The sequence below is a fragment of the Pseudoduganella sp. jia 12 genome (assembly GCF_055502675.1).
Map to the genome: position 1 here is coordinate 264,981 of NZ_JBUXKP010000009.1, position 21,487 is coordinate 286,467.

Genomic DNA, 21,487 nt, shown 5'->3' on the forward strand with positions numbered 1-21,487 from the left:
TCCGCCACAGCGGTCAGGCACCAAGAAGCCGGTGTCCGGAAGGAGAAAAGGCTGGCAGGCCCTCTCTGCTACGCAGGCAAGGGGCATGCCCCCCCGCCCCGCCTTACCACCGGGTTTTTACAGGATGTCCAGCGGCACCTTCCGCGCCGGTGGCGGGAATGCGGCGTCCAGCACCGCCAGGTCGTCGGCCGTCAGCACAATATCGAGCGCGGCGCGGTTGGCGCGCACGTGCTCGGGCTGCACGGCTTTCGGGATCGCGGTCACGCCCTGCTGCGCGAACAGCCATGCCAGCGCGATCTGGGCCGGGGTAGCGCCGTAACGGTCGGCGACCTGCCGCAGCGCAGGATCGGCAAACAGCCGCTGCTGCTCGCGCCGGTCGGACTCCAGCGGCGAGTAAGCCATCAGGGGAACGCCGCGCTGGCGGCACCAGGGCAGCAGGTCGAATTCGACGCCGCGCCGGCGCAGGTTGTACATCACCTGGTTGGCGGCGATCGCGTCGCCGCCCGGTGCGCGCGCCGCTTCCTGCATGTCGGCTGTATCGAAATTGCTGACGCCGTAAGCGACGATCTTGCCGGCCGCCCGCAGCTTTTCAAACCCCTCCAGCGTTTCGGCCAGCGGCACGCCGCCGCGCCAGTGCAGCAGGTACAGGTCGATGCGGTCGGTGCCCAGGCGTGCCAGGCTGCGCTCGCAGGCGCGTTGCACGTCGGCGCGGCCGGCATTGTGCGGATAGACCTTGCTGACGAGGGTGACATCGTCACGCCGCCCGGCGATCGCCGCGCCCACCACCTTCTCGGCGCCGCCTTCGCCATACATCTCCGCGGTGTCGATCAGCGTGATGCCGAGGTCCACCCCCAGTTGCAGCGCGCGCACCTCATCGTTCCTGGCGCCGGGGTCCTCGCCCATGTACCACGTGCCCTGCCCCAGTTTGTGACTTGCTATCGGGTTCATCGATTCATCTCCGGATATGCCGCCGACCTGCCGTCTGCGAGGACGTCGACTATGCCTCGATCTTGCGCGCGGAATTGGCGGCCCATCGGTACAGCGTGACGAGGATCGCGGCGGCCACTGCCAGCGCGATCACCATGCCGATCGATTCGTCGACACCGGCACCGAACGCCAGCGGCTCGCCTTCGCCGGACAGCACGATCAGCGCGGCCAGCGCCACGTTGAACAGGCTCTCGCCAACGATGAAGCCGGACATCACCAGCACGCCCACGCGCGACGCGGCCTCGCCGTAGGTCTTGCTCCGCATCGCCTTCTCGAAGTAATAGCCGGCGACTGCGCCGACAACGACGGGCGCGGTGACGGCCGACGGCAGGTAGATGGCCAGGCCCACGCCCAGCGGCGGCAAGCTGTACTTGCCATGGCTGGACTTCTTCAGCACGAAGTCGATCGCCACCAGCACCAGGCCGATGACGGCGCCCCAGCCGATGAGGTGCCACGGCAGGTCGCCGCCGATCACGCCGCGCGCCAGCGTGGAGATCAGCGTGGCTTGCGGCGCCGCCAGCGGCTGGCTCGAGATGGCATTCTGGTTCGGCGCGCCGGCAAAGCCGTAGGCCTGGTTCAGCAGGTCGAGCACGGGCGGCACCACGCAGGAGCCGGCGAACACGCCGATGATCAGTGCCACCTGCTGTTTCCACGGCGTGGCGCCGACCAGCTGGCCCGTCTTCAGGTCCTGCAGGTTGTCATTGCCGATCACGGCCACCGCCAGCACGACGGTGGTGACGAACAGCGCGAACGCGATCAGCGCCTGGGCGGTATCGGGGCCCAGCACTTCGCGGCCGACAAAGCCGACCGACGTGGCGGCGCCCAGGATCGTGAGGATCGCGATGCCGGATACCGGCGAGTTCGACGACCCGATCAGGCCCGCCATGTAGCCGCACACGGCGGCCGCCAGCAGGCCGGCCACGAGGATATAGCCGATGCCGACGACCACCAGCGGCGTGGCGATCGATGCCAGCACGCCGCCTTCCAGGAAGGACGACAGCAGCCAGCCTGCGGGCACCATCGCGATCAGCGTGACGAGGCCGACGATGAAGATCGGCATGTCGCGTTCGACACGCGGCACCTCGGCGCCGCCGTGCTTCGCCGCGCGCGATGCTTCGAGCGCCGACTTCAGGCCGCCCAGCACGGGCTTGGCCAGGGTAGCCAGCGTGACGATCGCCGCGGCACCGATCGTGCCCGCGCCCATCATGCGCACCTGCGTGCTCCACACGCCGAGCGCGTGGTCGGCGATCGAGGTGCCGGCGGCCATTGGCGTGGCCGCCGTCAGCACCGGCACCAGGATGCCCCAGGCGATGACGAGGCCGGCCAGCATGGCGATGCCGACCGTGATGCCCATCAGGTGCCCGGCGCCGACCAGCGCCAGCGACGTCGATGCGCCAAGGCCGGTGGCGCCAGTGCCGCCGCCGAAGCGGAAGTAATACGCCACCTCGTGGGAGACCAGCTTGGCGCCGGCCAGCGCGGCGAAGAACGCCGATGCCAGCGTGCCCAGCACCACGGCCTTCAGGCCGGCCTTGCCTTCCTGCGCGCCGGCGCGCGACTGCGTGCCCACCTTCAGCACCTCGGCCGCGGCCACGCCTTCCGGGTAAGGCAGCTTCGATTGCGATACGAGCGCGCGGCGCAGCGGAATCGTGTACATCACGCCCAGGATGCCGCCGACCGCGCAGGCGCCGAACACGGGCCAGAACGGGATCTGCGCCCACCAGCCGATCATCAGGAGACCGGGCAGCACGAAGATCACGGACGCCAGCGTGCCGGCCGCCGAGGCGATCGTCTGCACGATATTGTTTTCCTGGATCGTCGCATCCTTGAAGGCGGACAGCAGCGCCATCGAGATGACGGCGGCGGGAATCGACGTGGCGAACGTCAGGCCCACTTTCAGGCCGAGATAGACTTGCGCGGCCGTGAAGACCAGCGTGATCAGGATGCCGAGGATGATCCCCCGCGCCGAAAATTCAAGTGGATTGGACGAAGAGGGTTGGCTCATCCTGGTTTCTCCCGAGGGCCCCGGATTCGTGATCCGGGATTGTTGTTGGGCGCTTGGCTGGATACCAAATGCTGGCCGGGATATTACGACAGATTTACTGTCGCGCCAATGATCGTCGGCGCATATGGAAATGCAGTACTTACCGGAGAGGGTGGTCAGCGGGCGAACAGCGGTATCGGACACTCCGCGGCGCCGGATGCATCAGGTGTTGCTTCTGGTGTCGGACACTATTTTCCGAAAGCCTCGTCCGGAAAATGGTGTCGGACACCGGCTTTCCCTCTTTACACCAATCTCCCCTGCTCAATCGTCGTCGTTCGGATCCAGATCCGGGAACATCACGCTGGTAAACCCGAACTTCGAGAAATCGACGATCCGCGCGGGATACAGGATGCCGTGCAGGTGGTCCACCTCGTGCTGCACCACGCGTGCATGGAAGCCTTCGGCGTCGCGCGCGATCGGGTTGCCGTGCTGGTCGAAGCCTTCATAGTGCAACCGCGTGTAGCGCGGCACGCTGCCACGCAGGCCGGGCACGGAAAGGCAGCCTTCGAAGCCCTCTTCCTTGTCTTCCGACAGCGGCGCCAGCACCGGGTTGATCAGCACCGTTTCCGGCACCTGCGGCGCATTCGGGTAGCGCACGTTCGACTTGAAGCCGAAGATGACCACCTGCAGGTTGACGCCGATCTGCGGCGCGGCGAGGCCGGCGCCGTTCGCGGCATGCATGGTATCGAACATGTCGGCGATCAGTGCGTGCAGCGCCGGGGTATCGAAATCGCGTACCGGATCGGCCACCCGCAACAGGCGCGGGTCGCCCATCTTGAGGATCTCGCGAACCGTCACAGCGTTTCCTTCGTCTGCGCGACGTACTCGGCAAAGGCCGCGCCGGTTTCCGGGTGCTTCAGGCCCATCGCCAGCGTGGCCTTCAGGTAGCCGAGCTTGGAGCCGCAGTCATAGCGCTGCCCTTCGTAGCGGTAGGCCAGTACACGCTCATGCGCCAGCAACGCGGCGATGCCGTCGGTCAGCTGGATCTCGCCGCCGGCGCCCTTGCCCACCTGCTCGAGGAAATCGAAGATGCGCGCCGACAGCACGTAGCGGCCGACCACGGCCAGCGTGGACGGCGCCTTTTCCGGCACGGGTTTTTCCACGATGCCCGACACCAGTTCGAGCCGGTCGCGGTAGGGCGACGCGCTGACGATGCCGTACTGGCGCGTGCTTTCGCGCGGCACTTCCTGCACGGCCAGCAGGCTGGCGCGCTCGAAATCATAGCGCTCGGTCATCTGTGCCAGTACGGGGCGCACGCCTTCCGGGGTATCCATGAAGTCATCGGCCAGCAGCACGGCGAACGGGTCGTTGCCGACGACGGGGCGGGCGCACAGCACCGCATGCCCCAGGCCCAGCGGCGCCGACTGGCGGATGTAGATGCAGTTGACGTGCTTTGGAATCACGTTCTGCACCATGTCCAGCAGGTGCTGCTTTTGCGCCGCTTCCAGTTCGGCCTCGAGTTCGTAGGCCGTGTCGAAGTGGTCCTCGATCGCCCGCTTGTTGCGGCCCGTGATGAACACCAGATCCGTGATGCCGGCCGCCACCGCCTCCTCGACCGCGTACTGGATCAGCGGCTTGTCGACGATCGGCAGCATCTCCTTCGGCTGCGCCTTGGTGGCGGGAAGGAAGCGGCTGCCGAGGCCTGCGACGGGGAAAACGGCTTTGCGGATCTGGTTCATGTTTCTATTCTTTCGTTCAGATATTTCCAGGAACCGGGGTCAGACCCCAATCTGTGGAAACTATTGCCCAGGATTGGGGTCTGACCCCGGTTTTGGGCAAGACATTGCAGGAAGTGTGTTATTTGCCCAGCAGCGACAGCAGCGCTGCCTCGTCCAGGATCGTGACGCCAAGTTCCTCGGCTTTCGCGAGCTTGCTGCCGGCGTCGGCGCCGGCCACCACGTACGATGTCTTCTTCGACACGGAACCGGAAACCTTGCCGCCCGCCGCTTCGATCAGTGCGCCGGCGGCATCGCGCGACAGCGTGGGCAGCGTGCCGGTCAGCACGAATGTCTTGCCGCTCATCGGCCCCTCCTCGGCGGCGGCCGTTTCCGGCAACTGGGCGAGCAGTTCGGTGCGCAGCGCGGACAATGCCATCAGCCTGTCGCGGTTGGCCTGCACGGCCATCCACTCCTCCAGCGACGCGGCCACCGTGGCCGGCAGGCCGAACACGTTGAAGACCTTCAGGAAGGCCAGTCCTTCCAGCGTCATGCCATCGGCCAGCAACTGCCTGGCGCGCGGCTCGGTGAGTTTCGGGATCCCGAGCGCGGCCAGCAAGGCGACTTCGTCGAGCTTTTCGCGCAATTGCGCTTTCGGCGCATGTTCGCCCCGCGGCGCCACGCCGGCGGCCAGCAGCGCGTCGATGGCCTGCTGGTTTTTCTCTTCGGCGAAGAAGTCGGCGATCGATTCAGCGACCGTGCCGCCGATGTCGGGCAGCACGCGCAGCAGCGCGGCCGGCGCGCGGCGCACGAGTTCGAACTTGCCGAGCCAGTCGGCCAGGATCTTGCCCGTGGATTCGCCCACGTGGCGGATGCCCAGCGCGAACAGCAGCCGCTCCAGCGGCGGCTGCTTGCTTGCCTCGATCGCGGCCAGCAGGTTGTCCGCCCACTTGGTGGCGACCTTGCCCTGCCTGACGGTTTCCGGCGTGGTGCCGTCGCGCTCGTCCGCGGCCAGCTTCATGCGCAGCAGGTCGTCCAGCGTGAGCTTGTACAGGTCGGCCACGCCGTGCACGAGGTTGCATTCGACGAGGCTGTCGATGTAGCGGTCGCCCAGGCCTTCGATATCCATCATGCGGCGGCCGGCGAAGTGGCGGATCGCTTCCTTGCGCTGTGCCGCGCAGGTGAGGCCCCCCGAGCAGCGGGCGACCGCCTCGCCCTCCTCGCGCACCACGTGCGAGCCGCACACGGGGCACGTGTCCGGCAGCACGTAGGCCGCGGGCTCGGGCGTGGGGCGCTTGTCCAGCACCACGGCCAGCACCTCGGGAATCACGTCGCCCGCGCGCCGCACGATGACGGTGTCGCCCACGCGCACATCCTTGCGGCGCACTTCGTCCTCGTTGTGCAGCGTGGCGTTGGTGACGGTCACGCCGCCGACGAACACGGGCACCAGGCGCGCCACGGGCGTGATGGCGCCGGTGCGGCCCACCTGCACCTCGATCGCCTGTACCGTGGTCAGCGCTTCCTCCGCCGCGAATTTATGGGCCAGCGCGAAGCGCGGCGCGCGCGAGCGGAAGCCCAGCGTGCGCTGGTCTTCCACGCGGTTGACCTTGTAGACGACGCCGTCGATCTCGTACGCCATCGCCGGCCGGGCCTTGCCTACCCGGGTGTAAAACGCCAGCAAGCCATCCTTGCCCTGCACGACGGCGCGTTCGCTGTTGACCGGCAGGCCCAGTTCCGCATACCAGTCCAGCAGGCCGGAGTGGGTTTCCGGCATGTCCGCCCCCACGAGTTCACCGATGCCGTAGGCGAAGAAGCGCAGCTTGCGCTGTGCCGTGATGCGCGAATCGAGCTGGCGCAGCGCGCCCGCGGCGGCATTGCGCGGGTTGACGAACTCCTTCTGCCCGGCCGCGCGCTGGCGCTCGTTCATGGCCGCGAAGTCGGCCTTGAACATCAGCACCTCGCCGCGCACGTCCAGCACTTCGGGCAAGTCCTTTCCCTGCAGGCGCAGCGGAATCGACTTAATCGTGCGGATGTTCGCCGACACGTCTTCGCCGGTGTAGCCATCGCCGCGCGTGGCGGCCTGCACGAACACGCCGTTTTCATAACGCAGGTTGATGGCCAGGCCATCGAATTTCAGCTCGGCCGCATAGTCCACCTGCAGGGCATCGAGGCCCTCGCGCACGCGGCGGTCGAAGTTCTCGATATCGTCATCCGTGAAGCCGTTGTTCAGCGACAGCATCGGCACCGCGTGCGTGACGGCCGCGAACTGCTCGCCCGGCGGCGCGCCGACGCGCTGCGTGGGCGAATCGGGCAGCGCCAGTTGCGGGTAGTCCTGCTCGAGCCGCTGCAGCTCGGCGAACAGCTTGTCGTATTCGGCGTCGGGAATCGTTGGCGCGTCGAGCACGTGATAGGCGTGCAGGTGCCGGTTCAGCTCCGCCGTCAGCCATGCGGCCCGTTCGGCGGGGCTGTTGAGTTCTTGGCTCATGTGGTGTGCAAAATCAGGTGGTTAGCTCAATTGAACAGGCGCAGCGCGCGCGTGGAGCCGGCCGGAATGTCGGACGCTTCCATGTCCGCATAGAATTCCTTCACCTGCCCGGCGATCTCGGCGATCGACGCATCGGACAGCGGCTGGTTGTAGTCGTCGACGATGATCGCATCCAGGCGCTGCACCAGCGAGCGGGCGCAGGCGATCATGGCGCCGAAGCCATCGCGGGCCGGGGCCACGCAGGGCACGTCCAGCAGCAGCGTCAGGCGCGCGGTGGTTTCCTCGGCCGGCGTGACGTTGGTGGACAGTGTGAACAGCTGGCCGCCCTCGCCGTCGCCCTTCACGAAGCGGCCATCGGGCCGCAGGTCGAAGCCCTGCTTTTCCAGCGCGCCGACGAGCGTGGTCACGTCCCACGGCGCGCCGTTGGCGGCCAGGTTCACACCCAGCTGCGCATCGTGCGCGGCCACGAAGCGATGCAGGTTGCGCGCTTCGGCCATCACCTCGATCATGTCCGGAATCTGCGGCTCGGCGCCGATCTCGTCGGCCACCGTGCGCAGGCGCGTCACCAGTTCGGAATATTCAAGCTCGTTCAACGCCGTGGTGCGGCTGGCCAGCTGCACGCCGCCTTGCAGCTTCGTGTAGACGATGCCGTGCCGGACCGGTTCCCAGTCGCCGGATACCGCCAGGCCCACGTAGTGCACCGGTTTGTTGCCCACCAGGCGCAGCTTCTGCAGTGCCGGCAGCAGCTTCTCGCCGCGCATCGGTACCGCCATTTCCAGCGGCAGCAGGCAGTCGATCAGCGGATCGACGAACGCCGTGGCTTGTTCGGACGGCGCCATCGCCGCCGCGGGTGGAACCGGCGCGGCCGCTGCGGCGGCGGGCGCGGGAGCTGCGGCCGGAGCGGACGCAGAGGCCGTGACAGGCGCCGAGGCCGGGGCGACGGCGGATGGCAGCACGTCCGCCGCGACGCCCGGCGTTGCCGACGATTCGGCGGCAGGTGCCGCAGCCACCGGCACTACCGGTTCATCGGCGTCCGCGGAGGGGGCAACGGGTGCGGGTGCAGAAGGCGCAGCAGACGCCGGAGCGGCATGCTGCACGTCGTCCGCCACCAGGCTCGGGGCCACCGTGTCTTCGTGCGGCGGCTTGCCATAGGCGCCGGAGCCGGCATCGACCATCGGCAGGTCGCCCAGCGTGAAGCTCGGCTCCGCGCGCGCAGTGGTGGTGTCGGCGGGAACGTGGATGACGGGTTCGTCGATCGTCGTGTCGAAGCCCGGCTCCTCGGTGCGCATCAGCACATCGTCGTGCTCGGACGCGAAGGCGCGTTCCACGCTCTTCTTGGCCTTGTGCTCCTGCCACTTGTTGTAGACGAATACGCCGGCGACGAACACGCCGGCAGCTGCGATCAAACTGGTCTGAAAATCTGTCATGCTGCTTGTGCCTCGGTAGCGAAGTTGGCGGCGGCTTCCATATCCACCGCCACGATGCGCGATACGCCCTGCTCCTGCATCGTCACACCGATCAGTTGAGTGGCCATCTCCATCGCGATCTTGTTGTGCGAGATGAAGAGGAATTGGGTCTGGTCGGACATGCGTTTCACCATCCTGCAGAAACGTTCCGTGTTGGCGTCGTCCAGCGGTGCGTCGACTTCGTCGAGCAGGCAGAACGGCGCCGGGTTCAGGCGGAACATGGAAAACACGAGTGCCGTTGCCGTCAGCGCCTTTTCGCCGCCGGACAGCAGGTGGATCGTCGCGTTCTTCTTGCCCGGCGGCTGCGCCATGACCTGCACGCCGGAGTCGAGGATCTCGTCGCCCGTCATGGTCAGTTTAGCCTGTCCGCCGCCGAACAGGATCGGGAACAGTTCCGAAAAGTGTCCGTTGACCTTGTCGAACGTTTCCTGCAACAGCTCGCGTGTTTCCTTGTCGATCTTCTGGATCGCGTCTTCCAGCGTGCCGATCGCTTCGACCAGGTCGCGGTTTTGCGCATCCAGGTAGTTCTTGCGCTCGGACGCCTGCGCCAGTTCGTCGAGCGCGGCCAGGTTGACGGCGCCCAGCGCGGCGATCGCATTGGTCAGCCGGGTCACCTCGGCCTGCAGGTACTGCGCCTTCATCTCCGGCTGCAGCTTCGCGGCCAATGCCTGCTCGTCCGCCTGCACTTCGGCCAACTGCTGGGCAAACTGTTCCTGGTTCAGGCGCGCGGCCTGTTCCTTCAATTGCATCTCCGTGATGCGGTCGCGCTGCGGCTGCAGGCTGCGTTCGCCGGTCATGCGCGTTTCCTCGGCATGGCGCAACTGCTGGGCGACCTGGTCCAGCTCATGGCGCGCATCGGCCAGCGCGCGTTCCTGCTGGGAACGGCGGTCGAGCAGTTCCTGCAAGCCTTCATGCGCGCTGCCCGCCTCCAGGCCGGCCAGTTCGAGTTCGCCGGCGCGCAGGCTCTCGGCTACCTGCGCCATCTGCGTGGTGGCGGTGGCGATGTTGCGGCGCAGTTCATCGATGCGGTGGCGCGCGGACTTTTCGGCGAATGCCGTTTCCTGGGCACGCCGCTCCAGGTCGCGCAGCGCCTCGCGGGCATCGGCCAGCCGCGCTTCGGTGCGCAGGAAGCCTTCCTGCCCTTCCTCGTGCGCGCCCTGCAGCTCGGCCAGTTCCATGTCGAGCTGCTCGAATTTTTCTTCCGACTCCAGCTTCGCCCCCATCTGCTCCGCTTCCTGCGCGGCGATCTCGGCGAGGTCGGCGCCGATCTGCGTGCTGCGCTGGGCAAGGCGCGCCTCGGCTTCCGACAGTTTCAGCACCTCCAGCTGCAAGGCATGCGCGGACGTGGTCAGCGCGCCATTCTTCTGCCGCAGCTCGGCCACCACGCGCGCATGCTGCGAGACGGCTGCTTCGGCGCGCACGGCCCGGGCCCGCGCCTCGTCGGCCAGCATGGCCTGCGCACGCAGCTGCTTGCCGATGTTGTCGATTTCCTGCTGGCGGCCCAGCATGCCTTCCTGCTCGGAATCGGCGGCGTGGAAGCGCACGCTCGACTGCGTGACCATGTGGCCCTGGCGCGTGACGAAGCAGGCGCCGGCCGGCAGGTGGGCGCGGTTGGAAAACGCCTGCGCCGTATCCTCCGCCACGAACACGTTGTGCAGCCAGTCCTGCAGCACGCCGCGCAGGCCGGGGTCGTTCAGTTTCAGCAGGTCGAGCAGCGGCTTGAAGCCCACCGGCGCGGGGGCAGCCGGCGCCGCGGTGACCGGCGCAAACAGGGCCAGCTTGGCCGGCGGCGCGTCGCCGATGAAATGCTTCGCCCAGTCCAGGTTCGACACCTGCAGCGCCCCGGCACGCTCGCGCAGCACCGATTCCACGGCCGCTTCCCAGCCCGTTTCGATGGCCAGCTGCTGCCACAGGCGCGGCAACCCGTCGAGGCCGTGCTTTTGCAGCCAGGGGGTGACCTTGCCTTGCGTTTGCACGCGCTCCTGCAGCTGGCGCAGCGCGCCCAGGCGCGCTTCGAGCTGCGCGCTGGTGGCCGTTTCGGCCTGCACGGCGGCCTGCGCGGCGCGCCGTTCTTCTTCGAGGCGCGGCTGCTGCGCCACCGCTTCCTCGAGCTGCATGCCCACTTCTTCCAGCGCCTGCTGTTTTTCCTCGAGCTGGTAGCGCAGGTTTTCCAGGTGCGACGCATCGGGAATCGCCAGGGCGTTCCTTTCCTGCTGCAGGCGCTCGCGCCGCGTGGCCAGCCCGGAAAGGATGTTCGACGCGTTGCGCTGCTGCGCCGATTCCAGCTCCAGCCGCTGCTGCAGCTGCATGATGCCGGCGCGCGATTCGGTGGCTTTTTCCTGCCCTGCGCGCCACTCGGCTTCCAGCAGCGGCAGCATGTCGGCCTTCTGCTCGGCCAGCATGCGCGATTCCTCGACCTTCGCGGCCAGTTCCTCGAGGTTGTATTCCGCCTCCTCGACCTGGCCGCGGTATTCCTCCGCCTGTTGCTGCCACTGGTCGCGCTGCGCCGCCAGCGTGGCGATCTGCTGCTGCAGCCGGGTGCGCGACTCGACGACGAACTTGATCTGCGCTTCCAGGCTGCCGATCTCGGTGTTGGTCTGGTACAAGGCGCCCTGGGCCGTGTGCAGGCGGTCGCCCGCGGCGAAGTGGGCCTGACGCATCTGCTCCAGCGTCAGCTCCACGTTGCGCAATTGCGCGGTATCGCGTTCCAGGTCGGTCTGCGCCTGCAGCATCTCGGCGAACCAGCGCGCCTGCTCGGCTTGCGCCTCGTTGCGGCGCAGCAGCCAGAGCAGCTTCTGCTTTTCATCCTGCTCCGCCTGCAGCTGGTGGAAACGGGTGGCGATGGCCGCCTGGCCTTCGAGCTTTTCCAGGTTGCCGGTCAGTTCGCGCAGGATGTCTTCCACGCGCAGCAGGTTGTCGCGCGTGTCGTGCAGCCGGTTTTCCGTTTCCCGCCGGCGCTCCTTGTATTTCGACACGCCGGCGGCTTCCTCGAGGAACACACGCAGTTCTTCAGGCCGCGATTCGATGATGCGGGCGATCATGCCCTGGCCGATGATCGCATAGGCGCGCGGCCCGAGACCGGTGCCGAGGAAGATGTCCTGGATGTCGCGCCGGCGCACCGGCTGGCCGTTGATGTAGTAGGTGGAAGTGCCGTCGCGGGTCAGCGTGCGCTTGACGGCGATTTCGGCATACTGGCCCCACTGGCCGGATGCCTTGCCTTCGTGGTTGTCGAACACCAGTTCGACGGAGGCGCGCCCGGCCGGCTTGCGGTGCGTGGAACCGTTGAAGATCACATCCTGCATCGACTCGCCACGCAGTTCGGACGCCTTGGATTCGCCCAGCACCCAGCGCACGGCGTCGATGATGTTCGACTTGCCGCAGCCGTTCGGCCCCACCACGCCTACCAGCTGCCCCGGCACCTGGAAATTGGTGGGATCGACAAACGACTTAAATCCCGACAATTTAATGGATGATAGACGCACGTAGGAAAATGTTCTGTGCCCGACTGTTCTTGGCCCGGCAGGCTGGTTGCAAGGATGGTTATCATACCATCGCGCGTAACGGGTCTGGACAAAATCGCATTAGCAGAACGCTACTGCACCGGAGCCATGCGTCAGATCGCCAGCGCCGCCCTTTGCACCCGGATGGGGTCCGGCGCCAGTTTCCACGTGCGCTTGACCGGCTCCTTGCCGGAAAAGTACGTGGCTACCTGCCGCACCCACTGTTCGGCCGGCACTTGCTTCGTGAACGGCATCACGAGTACCAACGGCACGCACAGCGCCACCAGCAAACGGCCAACGACCACCGGCCGCTCGCTGCGCGCCACCATGACAAAGGCCGCAGCCACCATCAGCCCCACGGCGCCGCCCAGCACGACTTCGGACAGCGAATGGGCCTGCACGGGCAAGCGGGAAACGCTGACCAGCACGGCCAGCAGCGTGCCGGCGGCCATGGCCGCATGCCGGACAGGCGGCCGCGCCTTCAGGAACATCAGGTAGAACACCACCGGATAGACGGCGCAGGCGCGCATGGCATGGCCGGACAGCCCGGCGAACTTCCATTCCGGAATGCCGATGCCCCAGGCATACCATGCGACCTTGGTGACGACGACGAGCAGCATGCCGATACCGAAGAGCAGACACCACGACAGCGACAGACGCCACGTGCGGCCCGCCAGCAGCCAAACGGCCACGGCGATGCCCAGTGGGCCCGTCACACTCATGCTGCCCAGCGCCGATAGCGCCATCCAGAACAACATCATCATCCGTTCGAATCCTTATCGTGGCCCATCTTCCGGGCTGATCTGCCAAAATTTTTCCGTATGGCAATTATAGCGGAGTGCCGCGACTGTGCACCAGAGGATGACACCCTAATGATGGTTGATTAACATCCTCTTAAGGAACGGAGATGTGCGCGGTACTGGCACGCGGCTCAGGCGGCGTGTCCCCTGGCCTAGTCATTAACGGCAAGCGCCCGCGACAGCGCACGCATGACAACGCCCTCCGCCTGCAGTACCGTCGCCGTGCCTGCGCGCAGCCGGTCGAGCAGCGCCTGCGCCGGCAGCGAAAACGCTTCTTCGCGTGCGCCATTGGAAAAGATGAACAGCGTGCGCAGTGGACTGATCCAGGCCAGCTTCACCTTGCGCGAGTCGCCCTCCTCCGCGAAGTCGAACCACGTGCCGCGTTCCAGGCTGGCGAGTTCGTCCTCCGGCACCGCGGGCGCCGGTTGCGCGGATTGGGAAGCGCGGCGCTCGGCGGCCAGTTGCGTGGCCTGCACGGCAAGTTCGATGCGCCGCGCGGCGGGCATGTCCAGCGGCGCGCGCACGATCGAGGCATGGCACTCGGCCAGCTCGGCAAAGAAGCGCAGCCGGTCTTCGCCCTGCCACCGGATCACATCGAGCCACCGGTTCAGGGTCGACAGCAGGCCGGGAAGCCTGGCGACCAGCGCCTTGCGTTCGCCAGCGCCGGGTTTCGGCCGCACGCTCCACAGCAGGTCGTCCATCGCTTGCGTGGCGTGGCGAACGGCGCCCGGCCTGTCGTCGTCCACGCCGTAGGCCACCGTCAGCACATCGGCCCATTTGTTTTCCAGGAACGCTTCGACCACGGCCACGACGTCGCCCGTGCCGACACGCAGCGCCACCGCGTCGCGGGCCGCGCGGCGGGCCGCGACCGCCCGCTCCTGCTTCAGCGCGGCGGCCACCGGGCCGGCGATCGCGGCGGCGGCTTCCGCCTCCTCCACCTTCAGCGCCGCTTCCAGCTCGCGCACGGCCTGTGCGAACGCCGCCGTGGCCTCGTCGTCCGCGCGCGCGGCACGGTCCACGCTGCGCCGCATGGATTGGAACTGCCGATCGTCGCGCCGGACTTCGCCACGCAACGTGCGCTCCCAGCCCATGTGCGACAGCATTTCCAGCAGCCTGCGCGCGGGATGGTCGGCCTGGAAGAAGAAATCCCTGTCGGCCAGGGCCGCCTTCAGCGTGGGCAGCTGCAGCAATTGCAGCAGCTCGCGGCTTTCCATGGAAATCGCGTGATCGTCCGATACGGTATCGAATACGGCGCCCACCAGGTCGATCGCGCCCTCTTCGGCGCGCGACAGCATGCCCCGCGGCACATCGTGCTTGCGCGACGGGAGCGCTACGCGGTTCGCGCCACCGGCCCGGGGCAAGGTTGCCAGCCATTCCAGCACGTGCGGACTGATCGCGCCGACGGCGCCACCGCCTGGCCCTTCTCCCTCGTCAGGCAGTGCGAAAATTTGCCGCAGCCGGCTTGCCACCAGCACTTCGCGCCGGGCATCGTGCGTCCGCTCCCGGCTGTCCTGCCGGGGCGCCACGCCGTGACGCTCCAGCGCGGCATTCATGGCCGCATAGATGCCGGCCAGGTCATGGAAGCACCCGGCCTGTACCAGCGGCAGGATCACGGCACTACCCGCTTCGCCATCGAATTCCGTCCACGCCTGGCGCAGCGCCGCGATCAAGACCTCCGGCCGGAACGGATTGGTGCGCAATGCGCGGCGATCGAACAGGCGGGCCAGGCGGACACCGAGTATCGCGAGCGCATCGGCATGTGCCGCATCGAAGGGCCGGGCAATGGCGCCGAGCGCGACACGCTGGTCCATCTCCTCGTAAGGAACCAGCGCCAGCGGTTGGCCCGCCCCTGGGGGCTGCGGCGCCACGCGGACGAGTTCTTCGCGCAACGTCCGTTCGAGCGAACCGGTAACGAGAGGCAGCAGGACATGATGGCGCTCGCGCAGCAGGCTGACAGCATGCATGCAGTCGCCCGCGCCCGCCCCCGGCCGGGCAGCCGATACCGTCAGGCGCGCCTTGAGCTCCGTACGAAATACCATGAACCCCGCGCCCACCTGCCGCAGCACGATCGCAAGCAATTGCTCCAGAACCGCGTGCCGCGGGCTCGCGGCTCGCGGTGGCATCGAGGAATGGTCGGGAGTGAGCATGGCGCCAGCAGTGAGATCCAAGCCGCCATTGTGCCACATACTTTCCCCGAGGCAATAGCGGGCCAGGAAGACCGTCGGATTTGCGCATCGATTGCCGCGAAACGTTACTGAAGAGCTCGCAAGTCCTTGTATTGTCGAGCTTTATGCTGGCGCTGCAAGGCCTTGTCCTACAGGGGCTAACGGTAAACTCTGATATCCGGCAGCTGATCAAAAACGCATTATTTCACCACCGGAAACGCATTCGGGAAACCATGGTGCACGCAACGCAACCGGTTTCCGAGAATTTTCAACTGCGCCTCCGGCCCGTGTTCCCCACTCCATTGAAAGGAAAGCAAAATGGCTTCGAATCAGAAAAGCGGTGGCAACAAGCAGGGATCCTCCTCCTCCTCCTCGAGCAGCTCGAAACAGTCCGCCAGCCAGGGCTCCAAATCCGGCGGCACCCAGGGCGGCACGCCGGAGCAGCATGCGGAAGCCGGCCGTCAAAGCCACAAGAACGACAAGAAGAAGTCGAGCTCGAAAAAGTAATCCCTGCCGCAAGGCCGGCACTGGGCATTGCCATTCGGATGCCTCATCATGAGAAGGGCTTGGAAAGGTAGCGCCATTCCAAGCTCTTTTGCCATGCCATGCCCGTGCGCACTGCTGTCGCGTTCTAGAAGCTCTGTATGAAATGCCAGAGGTTCCGCATCAAATATTTGTCACGCGCTTGCCCTTCGGCGGACGGAAGTTGCGCACTTCGTTCACCAGCCCCACCTTCGCCGCATCGCTCGCGGTCAGGTGCAGGTCGGCATGGGCATGCACGAGCCAGTGCTCATCGGACAAATGCACATGCTGGCGCAGGATCGATTCCGTCCGCGCATCGTCGGCCTGCAGGCCTTCGACGATGATCCGCAGCGCATCCGGCCGGGCGCCGGACGGCGCGCTGGCGTGCGACTTGTGCACCATGAACCGCCCCGTTTCGCTGGCGTAGCGCTCCTGGCCCGACAGGAACAGGATCACCGCGATCGACGCTACCGCGCCGCCGTTGTACATCACGATCCTGATCGGCAGGTTCGACAGGTAGTTGTACAGGCATAGGCCATCGCTGACATAGCCGCCGTTCGACTGCAGCAGGATATGGGCGGTCTCCACGCCATCTTCCGTCATGTCCGCTACCGCTTCGAACACGCGGTGCACCATATCGCTGTTGACATCCCCCGACAACGTAAACCAGGCGGCGCCATCGAGTTTTTGCTTATCCTCGCTCATGTTTTTTTACCCTCAAAGAACGGTGTTCGCCATTCTAGCGCGGGCATCGTTTTTTGGCCGCACGACCGGGCGCGGGCGGTGTGGCTGGGGGTTTCCAACAGTCACATAGCTCTGCGATAGCGCAAGATTGCCAGCGGCTCCCGCACGCAAATTCGCATTGGGTCTTACTTGGGGCTGCATGCTTTCGTTGCGCCATGGTAGCAACGACGGGTTGTTGCCGCAGCCAATGCCGAGGGCACCCTGCACGTGTAGAGGCCAGGCGCTTTCGGAACCCTGCCACATTGACACCCCCTAATACTTAACTTATAGTCCCGATCCTCGACCGGGAGAGCGCAGCGCAACGCTGCCGCCGAAGGGGCATCACCCAAAAACTCTCAGGCAACAAGGACCGGTCAGGGGTCGCCAACGGCGGCCGAAACTCTGGAGAGCGGCACGCTTATACGGTAACCGGTAAGCTTGCCCACCGAAGGGGCGTGCGGAGTCGAACCATCGAACCGCTATCTCTCAGGTACCGAGGACAGAGGGGTAACGAACAACAGTGGAAAAGTGCTGTCCGCTTCTTCCGTGCCTATGCGTTCAGTAATGCGTGGCTGTTGTGCTGTTAACCCCAACCGAAGTCCGAGGCCCCATGACGCTCAAAGCCACTCCCCTCAACGCAGCCCACCGCGCCCTCGGCGCCCGCATGGTCGATTTCGGCGGCTGGGACATGCCCGTCAACTACGGTTCGCAGATCGAGGAACACCATGCCGTGCGCAGCGACGCCGGCATGTTCGACGTGGCGCATATGTGCGTCGTCGACATCGAAGGCAACGACGTACGCGGCTTTCTGCGCCGCTTGCTGGCCAATAACGTCGACAAGCTGCAGGTCTCCGGCAAGGCGCTCTACTCGTGCATGCTGAACCCCGAAGGCGGCGTGATCGACGACCTGATCGTCTATTTCTTCAGCGAGGACTGGTTCCGCCTGGTCGTGAACGCCGGCACCGCCGAGAAGGACGTGGCGTGGATGCAGGCGAGGAGCGACGAATGGAATGCCGGTGTGACCATCACCCAGCGCCGTGACGGGGACAATGCCATGGCCCTGATCGCCGTGCAGGGCCCGAACGCCCGCGCCAAGGTGTGGGAACTGATCCCGCAGGCGAAGGACGCCACGGCCGACATGAAGCCGTTCAACGTGGCCATCGTCAAGGACACCGGGTTCGGCGAAGCGATGGTGGCGCGCACCGGCTACACGGGCGAAGACGGATTCGAGATCGGCGTAGCCGCCACGCAAGCCACGGCGCTGTGGAATGCGCTGGCCGCGGCGGGCGTGAAGCCGGCCGGCCTCGGTGCGCGCGATACGCTGCGCCTGGAAGCCGGCATGAACCTGTACGGCCAGGACATGGACGACACCGTGAACCCGCTGGACGCGGGCCTGGCATGGACGATCGACCTGGTCTCCGAGCGCGATTTCGTCGGCAAGGCCGCCCTGCAGGCCAAGGGCCAGAACGCCCAGTTCGTGGGCCTGATCCTGCGCGAAAAAGGCGGCGTGCTGCGCGCGCACCAGAAAGTCATCGCCGCCGACGGCACCACGGGCGAGATCACGTCCGGCACCTTCAGCCCCACGATGCAGCAGGCGATCGCGCTGGCGCGCGTGCCGATGGGCGTGCAGGTGGGCGATACCGTGCACGTGGAAATCCGCGACAAGAAGCTGGCCGCCTCCGTGGTCAAACTGCCTTTCGTGCGGAACGGTAAAATCCTCGCCGCCTGACCCCAACAACACAACCAATCTGGAGCACACATGAGCAACATCCCCGCAGAGCTGAAGTACACCGAGTCCCACGAGTGGATCCGCAAGGAAGACGACGGCACCATCACCGTCGGCATCACGGAATTCGCGCAGGACGCGCTGGGCGACATCGTGTTCGTCGAGCTGCCGAAGGTCGGCAACAGCTACACGGCCGGCGACGATGCCGCCGTGGTGGAATCGGTGAAGGCCGCCTCCGACATCTATGCTCCGGTGTCGGGCGAGATCACCGCCGTCAACGACGCGGTTGCCGGCTCGCCGGAATCGATCAACGCCAACGCCTATGACGCCTGGCTGTTCAAGATGAAGCCGGCCGACGCCGGCGCCATCGACGCCCTGCTGGACGCCGACGCGTACGGCAAGAACACCGCATCTTAATTCCGCAGTACCGGGCCGGCACAGTGCCGGCCCGCATTGGCCCACCCCTTCTTGGCCCAAGAGATCCTTCATGACCCGTACCAGCCTGACCACACTCGAAGCCCGCGACGCCTTCATTGCCCGCCACATCGGCCCGGACGCCACCGAACAGCAGCAGATGCTCGACACGCTCGGCTATGCAACGCGCGCCGCGCTGATCGATGCGATCGTTCCGGAAAATATCCGCAACCGCGCCGCCCTGCCCCTCGGCCAGTTCGCCGAGCCGCTGCCGGAGCAGGCCGCACTGGCGAGGCTGAAAGGCATCGCGTCGAAAAACAAGGTCGTGAAATCGCTGATCGGCCAGGGTTACTACGGCACGTTCACGCCGGGCGTGGTGCTGCGCAACATCTTTGAAAACCCTGCCTGGTACACGGCCTACACGCCATACCAGCCGGAGATCTCGCAGGGCCGCCTGGAAGCGATCCTGAACTTCCAGCAGGCGATCACCGACCTGACCGGCATGGGCATCGCCAACGCATCGATGCTGGACGAAGGCACGTCGGCCGCCGAGGCGATGACGCTCATCCAGCGCGTCGGCAAGTCGAAGTCGAAGGCGTTCTACGTGGCCAGCGACGTGCTGCCGCAAACGCTGGAAGTGATCGCCACGCGCGCCGAGCCGCTGGGCATCGAGGTGCGCACGTTCGACCCGGCCGAACTGGCCGGCGTGACGGACGCTTTCGGCGTGCTGCTGCAATACCCGGGTGTCGACGGTTCCGTGCGCGACTACCGCGCCGACGTCGAGAAAGTGAAAGCCACCGGCGCGATGATCGTCGTGGCGGCCGACCTGCTGGCGCTGACGCTGCTCACGCCGCCGGGCGAATGGGGCGCGGATGTCGTGGTCGGCAACAGCCAGCGCTTCGGCGTGCCGCTGGGCTTCGGCGGCCCGCACGCCGGCTACATGGCCACCCGCGACGAATACAAGCGCTCGATGCCGGGCCGCCTGGTGGGTGTCACCATCGACCAGCAGGGCAACAAGGCCTATCGCCTGGCCCTGCAGACCCGCGAACAGCACATCCGCCGCGAAAAGGCCACGTCGAACATCTGCACCGCGCAGGTGCTGCTGGCCGTGATCGCGTCGATGTATGCCGTCTACCATGGCCCGCAAGGCCTGGCGCAGATCGCCACCCGCGTGCACCGCTACACCGGCATCCTGGCCGACAGCCTGCGCACGCTCGGCTACAAGGTCACGAACCGTACGTTCTTCGACACGCTGACGATCGCCACCGACCGCGCCGAAGCGCTGCACGAAGCCGCCGTCGCCAACGGCATCAACCTGCGCCGCATCGATGCGCGCCACGTGGGCGTGTCGCTGGATGAAACGGCCGACCGCGATACGCTGGCCGCGCTGTGGTCGGTGTTCTCCAGCGGCGCAGGGAAGGAAAATGGCGATGCGCCGGCGGCACCGGACTTCGCCGCGATCGAAGAAAAGACCGACGATGCCTTCCCCGCGGAACTGGCACGTTCGAGCGGCTACCTCACGCACCCGGTCTTCAACCGCTACCACAGCGAAACCGAGATGCTGCGCTACCTGCGCTCGCTGGCCGACAAGGATCTCGCCCTGGACCGCACGATGATCCCGCTGGGTTCGTGCACGATGAAGCTGAACGCCACCAGCGAAATGATCCCGGTCACCTGGCCCGAGTTCTCGAACATCCACCCGTTCGCGCCGGAAGACCAGACCGTGGGCTACCGCGAAATGATCGGCCAGCTGGAAGAAATGCTGTGCGCCGTGACGGGCTATGCCGCCGTGTCGCTGCAGCCGAACGCCGGTTCGCAGGGCGAATATGCCGGCCTGCTGGTGATCCAGAAATACCACCAGTCGCGCGGCGAAGGCCATCGCAACATCTGCCTGATTCCGTCGTCGGCCCACGGCACCAACCCGGCGTCGGCCAGCATGGTCGACATGCGCGTGGTCGTCACCGCCTGCGACGAGAACGGCAACGTCGACCTGGCCGACCTGAAGGCCAAGGCCGAGCAGCACAGCAAGAACCTGGCCTGCGTGATGGTCACCTACCCTTCCACGCACGGCGTGTTCGAGGAAGGCATCAAGGAACTGTGCGATATCGTGCATTCGCACGGCGGCCAGGTGTATATCGATGGCGCCAACATGAACGCGCTGGTCGGCGTTGCCGCGCCGGGCGCGTTCGGCGGCGACGTGTCGCACCTGAACCTGCACAAGACCTTCTGTATCCCGCACGGCGGCGGCGGACCGGGCGTGGGCCCGATCGGCGTGGGCGCGCACCTGGCGGAATTCCTGCCGAACCAGCGTTCCACCGGCTACCAGCGCAACGAGAAAGGCATCGGCGCCGTGTCGGCCGCCGCCTATGGTTCCGCGTCGATCCTGCCGATTTCGTGGATGTACATCGCGATGATGGGTGCCGAAGGCCTCACCGCCGCAACGGAGACGGCGATCCTGAACGCGAACTACATCGCGCGCCGCCTGGCGCCGCATTACCCGGTGCTGTATTCGGGCCACGACGGCCTGGTGGCGCACGAGTGCATCATCGACCTGCGCCCGCTGACGGACGCCACGGGCATCAGCAACGAGGACGTGGCCAAGCGCCTGATGGACTTCGGCTTCCATGCGCCGACGATGAGCTTCCCGGTGCCGGGCACGCTGATGATCGAGCCGACCGAATCGGAAGCCAAGGCCGAGCTGGATCGCTTCATCGAGGCCATGATCGCCATTCGCGGCGAGATCGCCAAGGTGGAAAGCGGCGAATTCGACAAGGCGAACAACCCGCTGAAGTTCGCGCCCCACACGGCCGAGGTGCTGATCGCCGACAACTGGGACCGCCAGTACAGCCGCGAAACGGCCGCCTACCCGCTGCCGTCGCTGCGCAAGCAGAAGTACTGGCCGCCGGTCGGCCGCGCCGACAACGTGTACGGCGACCGCAACCTGTTCTGCGGCTGCGCCCCGATCAGCGCCTACGAATAAGCGTTTCGGGCCAGCACGACAAA

The 21,487-nt window shown here is 66.3% G+C and carries 14 protein-coding genes and 2 riboswitches; of the genes, 4 read left to right on the top strand and 10 right to left on the bottom strand.

The features are described 5' to 3' along the window. Positions 1 to 117 precede the first annotated feature (117 nt). From ACY65G_RS20875 to ACY65G_RS20915, 9 genes are all read right to left on the bottom strand, one after another. Positions 118 to 948 (bottom strand): aldo/keto reductase, encoded by an 831-nt coding sequence (locus tag ACY65G_RS20875; protein ID WP_464999207.1) that lies wholly within the window; start codon positions 946 to 948, stop codon positions 118 to 120. Between the two features lie 49 nt (positions 949 to 997). Continuing rightward, positions 998 to 2,989 carry an OPT family oligopeptide transporter gene (locus ACY65G_RS20880; RefSeq protein WP_464999208.1) on the bottom strand — a complete coding sequence of 664 codons (1,992 nt, stop codon included), beginning with the start codon at positions 2,987 to 2,989 and terminating at the stop codon, positions 998 to 1,000. Between the two features lie 300 nt (positions 2,990 to 3,289). Further along, complete coding sequence (gene def / locus ACY65G_RS20885) at positions 3,290 to 3,826, bottom strand: peptide deformylase (protein ID WP_464999209.1); 537 nt, start codon at positions 3,824 to 3,826, stop codon at positions 3,290 to 3,292. Then, positions 3,823 to 4,707, bottom strand: a complete 885-nt coding sequence (gene galU, locus ACY65G_RS20890) for a UTP--glucose-1-phosphate uridylyltransferase GalU (protein WP_464999210.1) — start codon at positions 4,705 to 4,707, stop codon at positions 3,823 to 3,825. Before galU ends, def begins: the two co-directional genes overlap by 4 nt. 118 nt (positions 4,708 to 4,825) lie before the next feature. Then, the gene (ligA, locus tag ACY65G_RS20895; RefSeq protein WP_464999211.1) at positions 4,826 to 7,168 is read right to left on the bottom strand and encodes an NAD-dependent DNA ligase LigA; all 2,343 of its coding nucleotides are present in this window, start codon (positions 7,166 to 7,168) and stop codon (positions 4,826 to 4,828) included. A 26-nt stretch (positions 7,169 to 7,194) separates the two neighbouring features. Continuing rightward, on the bottom strand, positions 7,195 to 8,595 hold the full coding sequence (locus ACY65G_RS20900) for a cell division protein ZipA C-terminal FtsZ-binding domain-containing protein (RefSeq protein WP_464999212.1): 1,401 nt from the start codon (positions 8,593 to 8,595) through the stop codon (positions 7,195 to 7,197). Then, on the bottom strand, positions 8,592 to 12,116 hold the full coding sequence (smc, locus tag ACY65G_RS20905; RefSeq protein ID WP_464999213.1) for a chromosome segregation protein SMC: 3,525 nt from the start codon (positions 12,114 to 12,116) through the stop codon (positions 8,592 to 8,594). Before smc ends, ACY65G_RS20900 begins: the two co-directional genes overlap by 4 nt. A 131-nt stretch (positions 12,117 to 12,247) precedes the next feature. After that, on the bottom strand, positions 12,248 to 12,898 hold the full coding sequence (locus ACY65G_RS20910; protein ID WP_464999214.1) for a phosphatase PAP2 family protein: 651 nt from the start codon (positions 12,896 to 12,898) through the stop codon (positions 12,248 to 12,250). Between the two features lie 188 nt (positions 12,899 to 13,086). Next, complete coding sequence (locus tag ACY65G_RS20915) at positions 13,087 to 15,057, bottom strand: DUF1631 family protein (protein WP_464999215.1); 1,971 nt, start codon at positions 15,055 to 15,057, stop codon at positions 13,087 to 13,089. Between the two features lie 360 nt (positions 15,058 to 15,417). Between ACY65G_RS20915 and ACY65G_RS20920 the strand changes: the two genes are divergently transcribed. After that, complete coding sequence (locus tag ACY65G_RS20920; RefSeq protein WP_464999216.1) at positions 15,418 to 15,606, top strand: hypothetical protein; 189 nt, start codon at positions 15,418 to 15,420, stop codon at positions 15,604 to 15,606. Between the two features lie 159 nt (positions 15,607 to 15,765). Here ACY65G_RS20920 and ACY65G_RS20925 read toward each other — a convergent pair whose 3' ends face one another. Then, positions 15,766 to 16,326: an ATP-dependent Clp protease proteolytic subunit gene (locus tag ACY65G_RS20925; protein ID WP_464999217.1), complete on the bottom strand. Its 561-nt coding sequence runs from the start codon at positions 16,324 to 16,326 to the stop codon at positions 15,766 to 15,768. 313 nt (positions 16,327 to 16,639) lie between these two features. Continuing rightward, positions 16,640 to 16,727, top strand: a riboswitch (glycine riboswitch). Positions 16,728 to 16,736: 9 nt separating this feature from the next. Then, positions 16,737 to 16,857: riboswitch (glycine riboswitch) on the top strand. Between the two features lie 97 nt (positions 16,858 to 16,954). Between ACY65G_RS20925 and gcvT the strand changes: the two genes are divergently transcribed. The 3 genes from gcvT to gcvP all read left to right on the top strand — a co-directional run bounded on the left by gcvT (position 16,955) and on the right by gcvP (position 21,464). Continuing rightward, a complete protein-coding gene (gcvT, locus tag ACY65G_RS20930; protein WP_464999218.1) occupies positions 16,955 to 18,073 on the top strand; it encodes a glycine cleavage system aminomethyltransferase GcvT in 1,119 nt (372 codons plus the stop codon). Positions 18,074 to 18,103: 30 nt separating this feature from the next. After that, positions 18,104 to 18,487, top strand: a complete 384-nt coding sequence (gene gcvH, locus ACY65G_RS20935; RefSeq protein WP_464999219.1) for a glycine cleavage system protein GcvH — start codon at positions 18,104 to 18,106, stop codon at positions 18,485 to 18,487. A gap of 70 nt (positions 18,488 to 18,557) precedes the next feature. Then, entirely contained in the window at positions 18,558 to 21,464 is a 2,907-nt protein-coding gene (gene gcvP, locus ACY65G_RS20940) for an aminomethyl-transferring glycine dehydrogenase (protein ID WP_464999220.1), read from the top strand. The last annotated feature ends 23 nt before the right edge of the window (positions 21,465 to 21,487 follow it).

Coding starts and splice junctions, on each gene's coding strand:
- ACY65G_RS20875 (WP_464999207.1), bottom strand. CDS start 948: ATGAACCCGATAGCAAGTCACAAACTGGGGCAGGGCACGTGGTACATG.
- ACY65G_RS20880 (WP_464999208.1), bottom strand. CDS start 2,989: ATGAGCCAACCCTCTTCGTCCAATCCACTTGAATTTTCGGCGCGGGGG.
- galU (WP_464999210.1), bottom strand. CDS start 4,707: ATGAACCAGATCCGCAAAGCCGTTTTCCCCGTCGCAGGCCTCGGCAGC.
- ligA (WP_464999211.1), bottom strand. CDS start 7,168: ATGAGCCAAGAACTCAACAGCCCCGCCGAACGGGCCGCATGGCTGACG.
- ACY65G_RS20900 (WP_464999212.1), bottom strand. CDS start 8,595: ATGACAGATTTTCAGACCAGTTTGATCGCAGCTGCCGGCGTGTTCGTC.
- ACY65G_RS20910 (WP_464999214.1), bottom strand. CDS start 12,898: ATGATGATGTTGTTCTGGATGGCGCTATCGGCGCTGGGCAGCATGAGT.
- ACY65G_RS20915 (WP_464999215.1), bottom strand. CDS start 15,057: ATGCCACCGCGAGCCGCGAGCCCGCGGCACGCGGTTCTGGAGCAATTG.
- ACY65G_RS20920 (WP_464999216.1), top strand. CDS start 15,418: ATGGCTTCGAATCAGAAAAGCGGTGGCAACAAGCAGGGATCCTCCTCC.
- ACY65G_RS20925 (WP_464999217.1), bottom strand. CDS start 16,326: ATGAGCGAGGATAAGCAAAAACTCGATGGCGCCGCCTGGTTTACGTTG.
- gcvT (WP_464999218.1), top strand. CDS start 16,955: ATGACGCTCAAAGCCACTCCCCTCAACGCAGCCCACCGCGCCCTCGGC.
- gcvH (WP_464999219.1), top strand. CDS start 18,104: ATGAGCAACATCCCCGCAGAGCTGAAGTACACCGAGTCCCACGAGTGG.
- gcvP (WP_464999220.1), top strand. CDS start 18,558: ATGACCCGTACCAGCCTGACCACACTCGAAGCCCGCGACGCCTTCATT.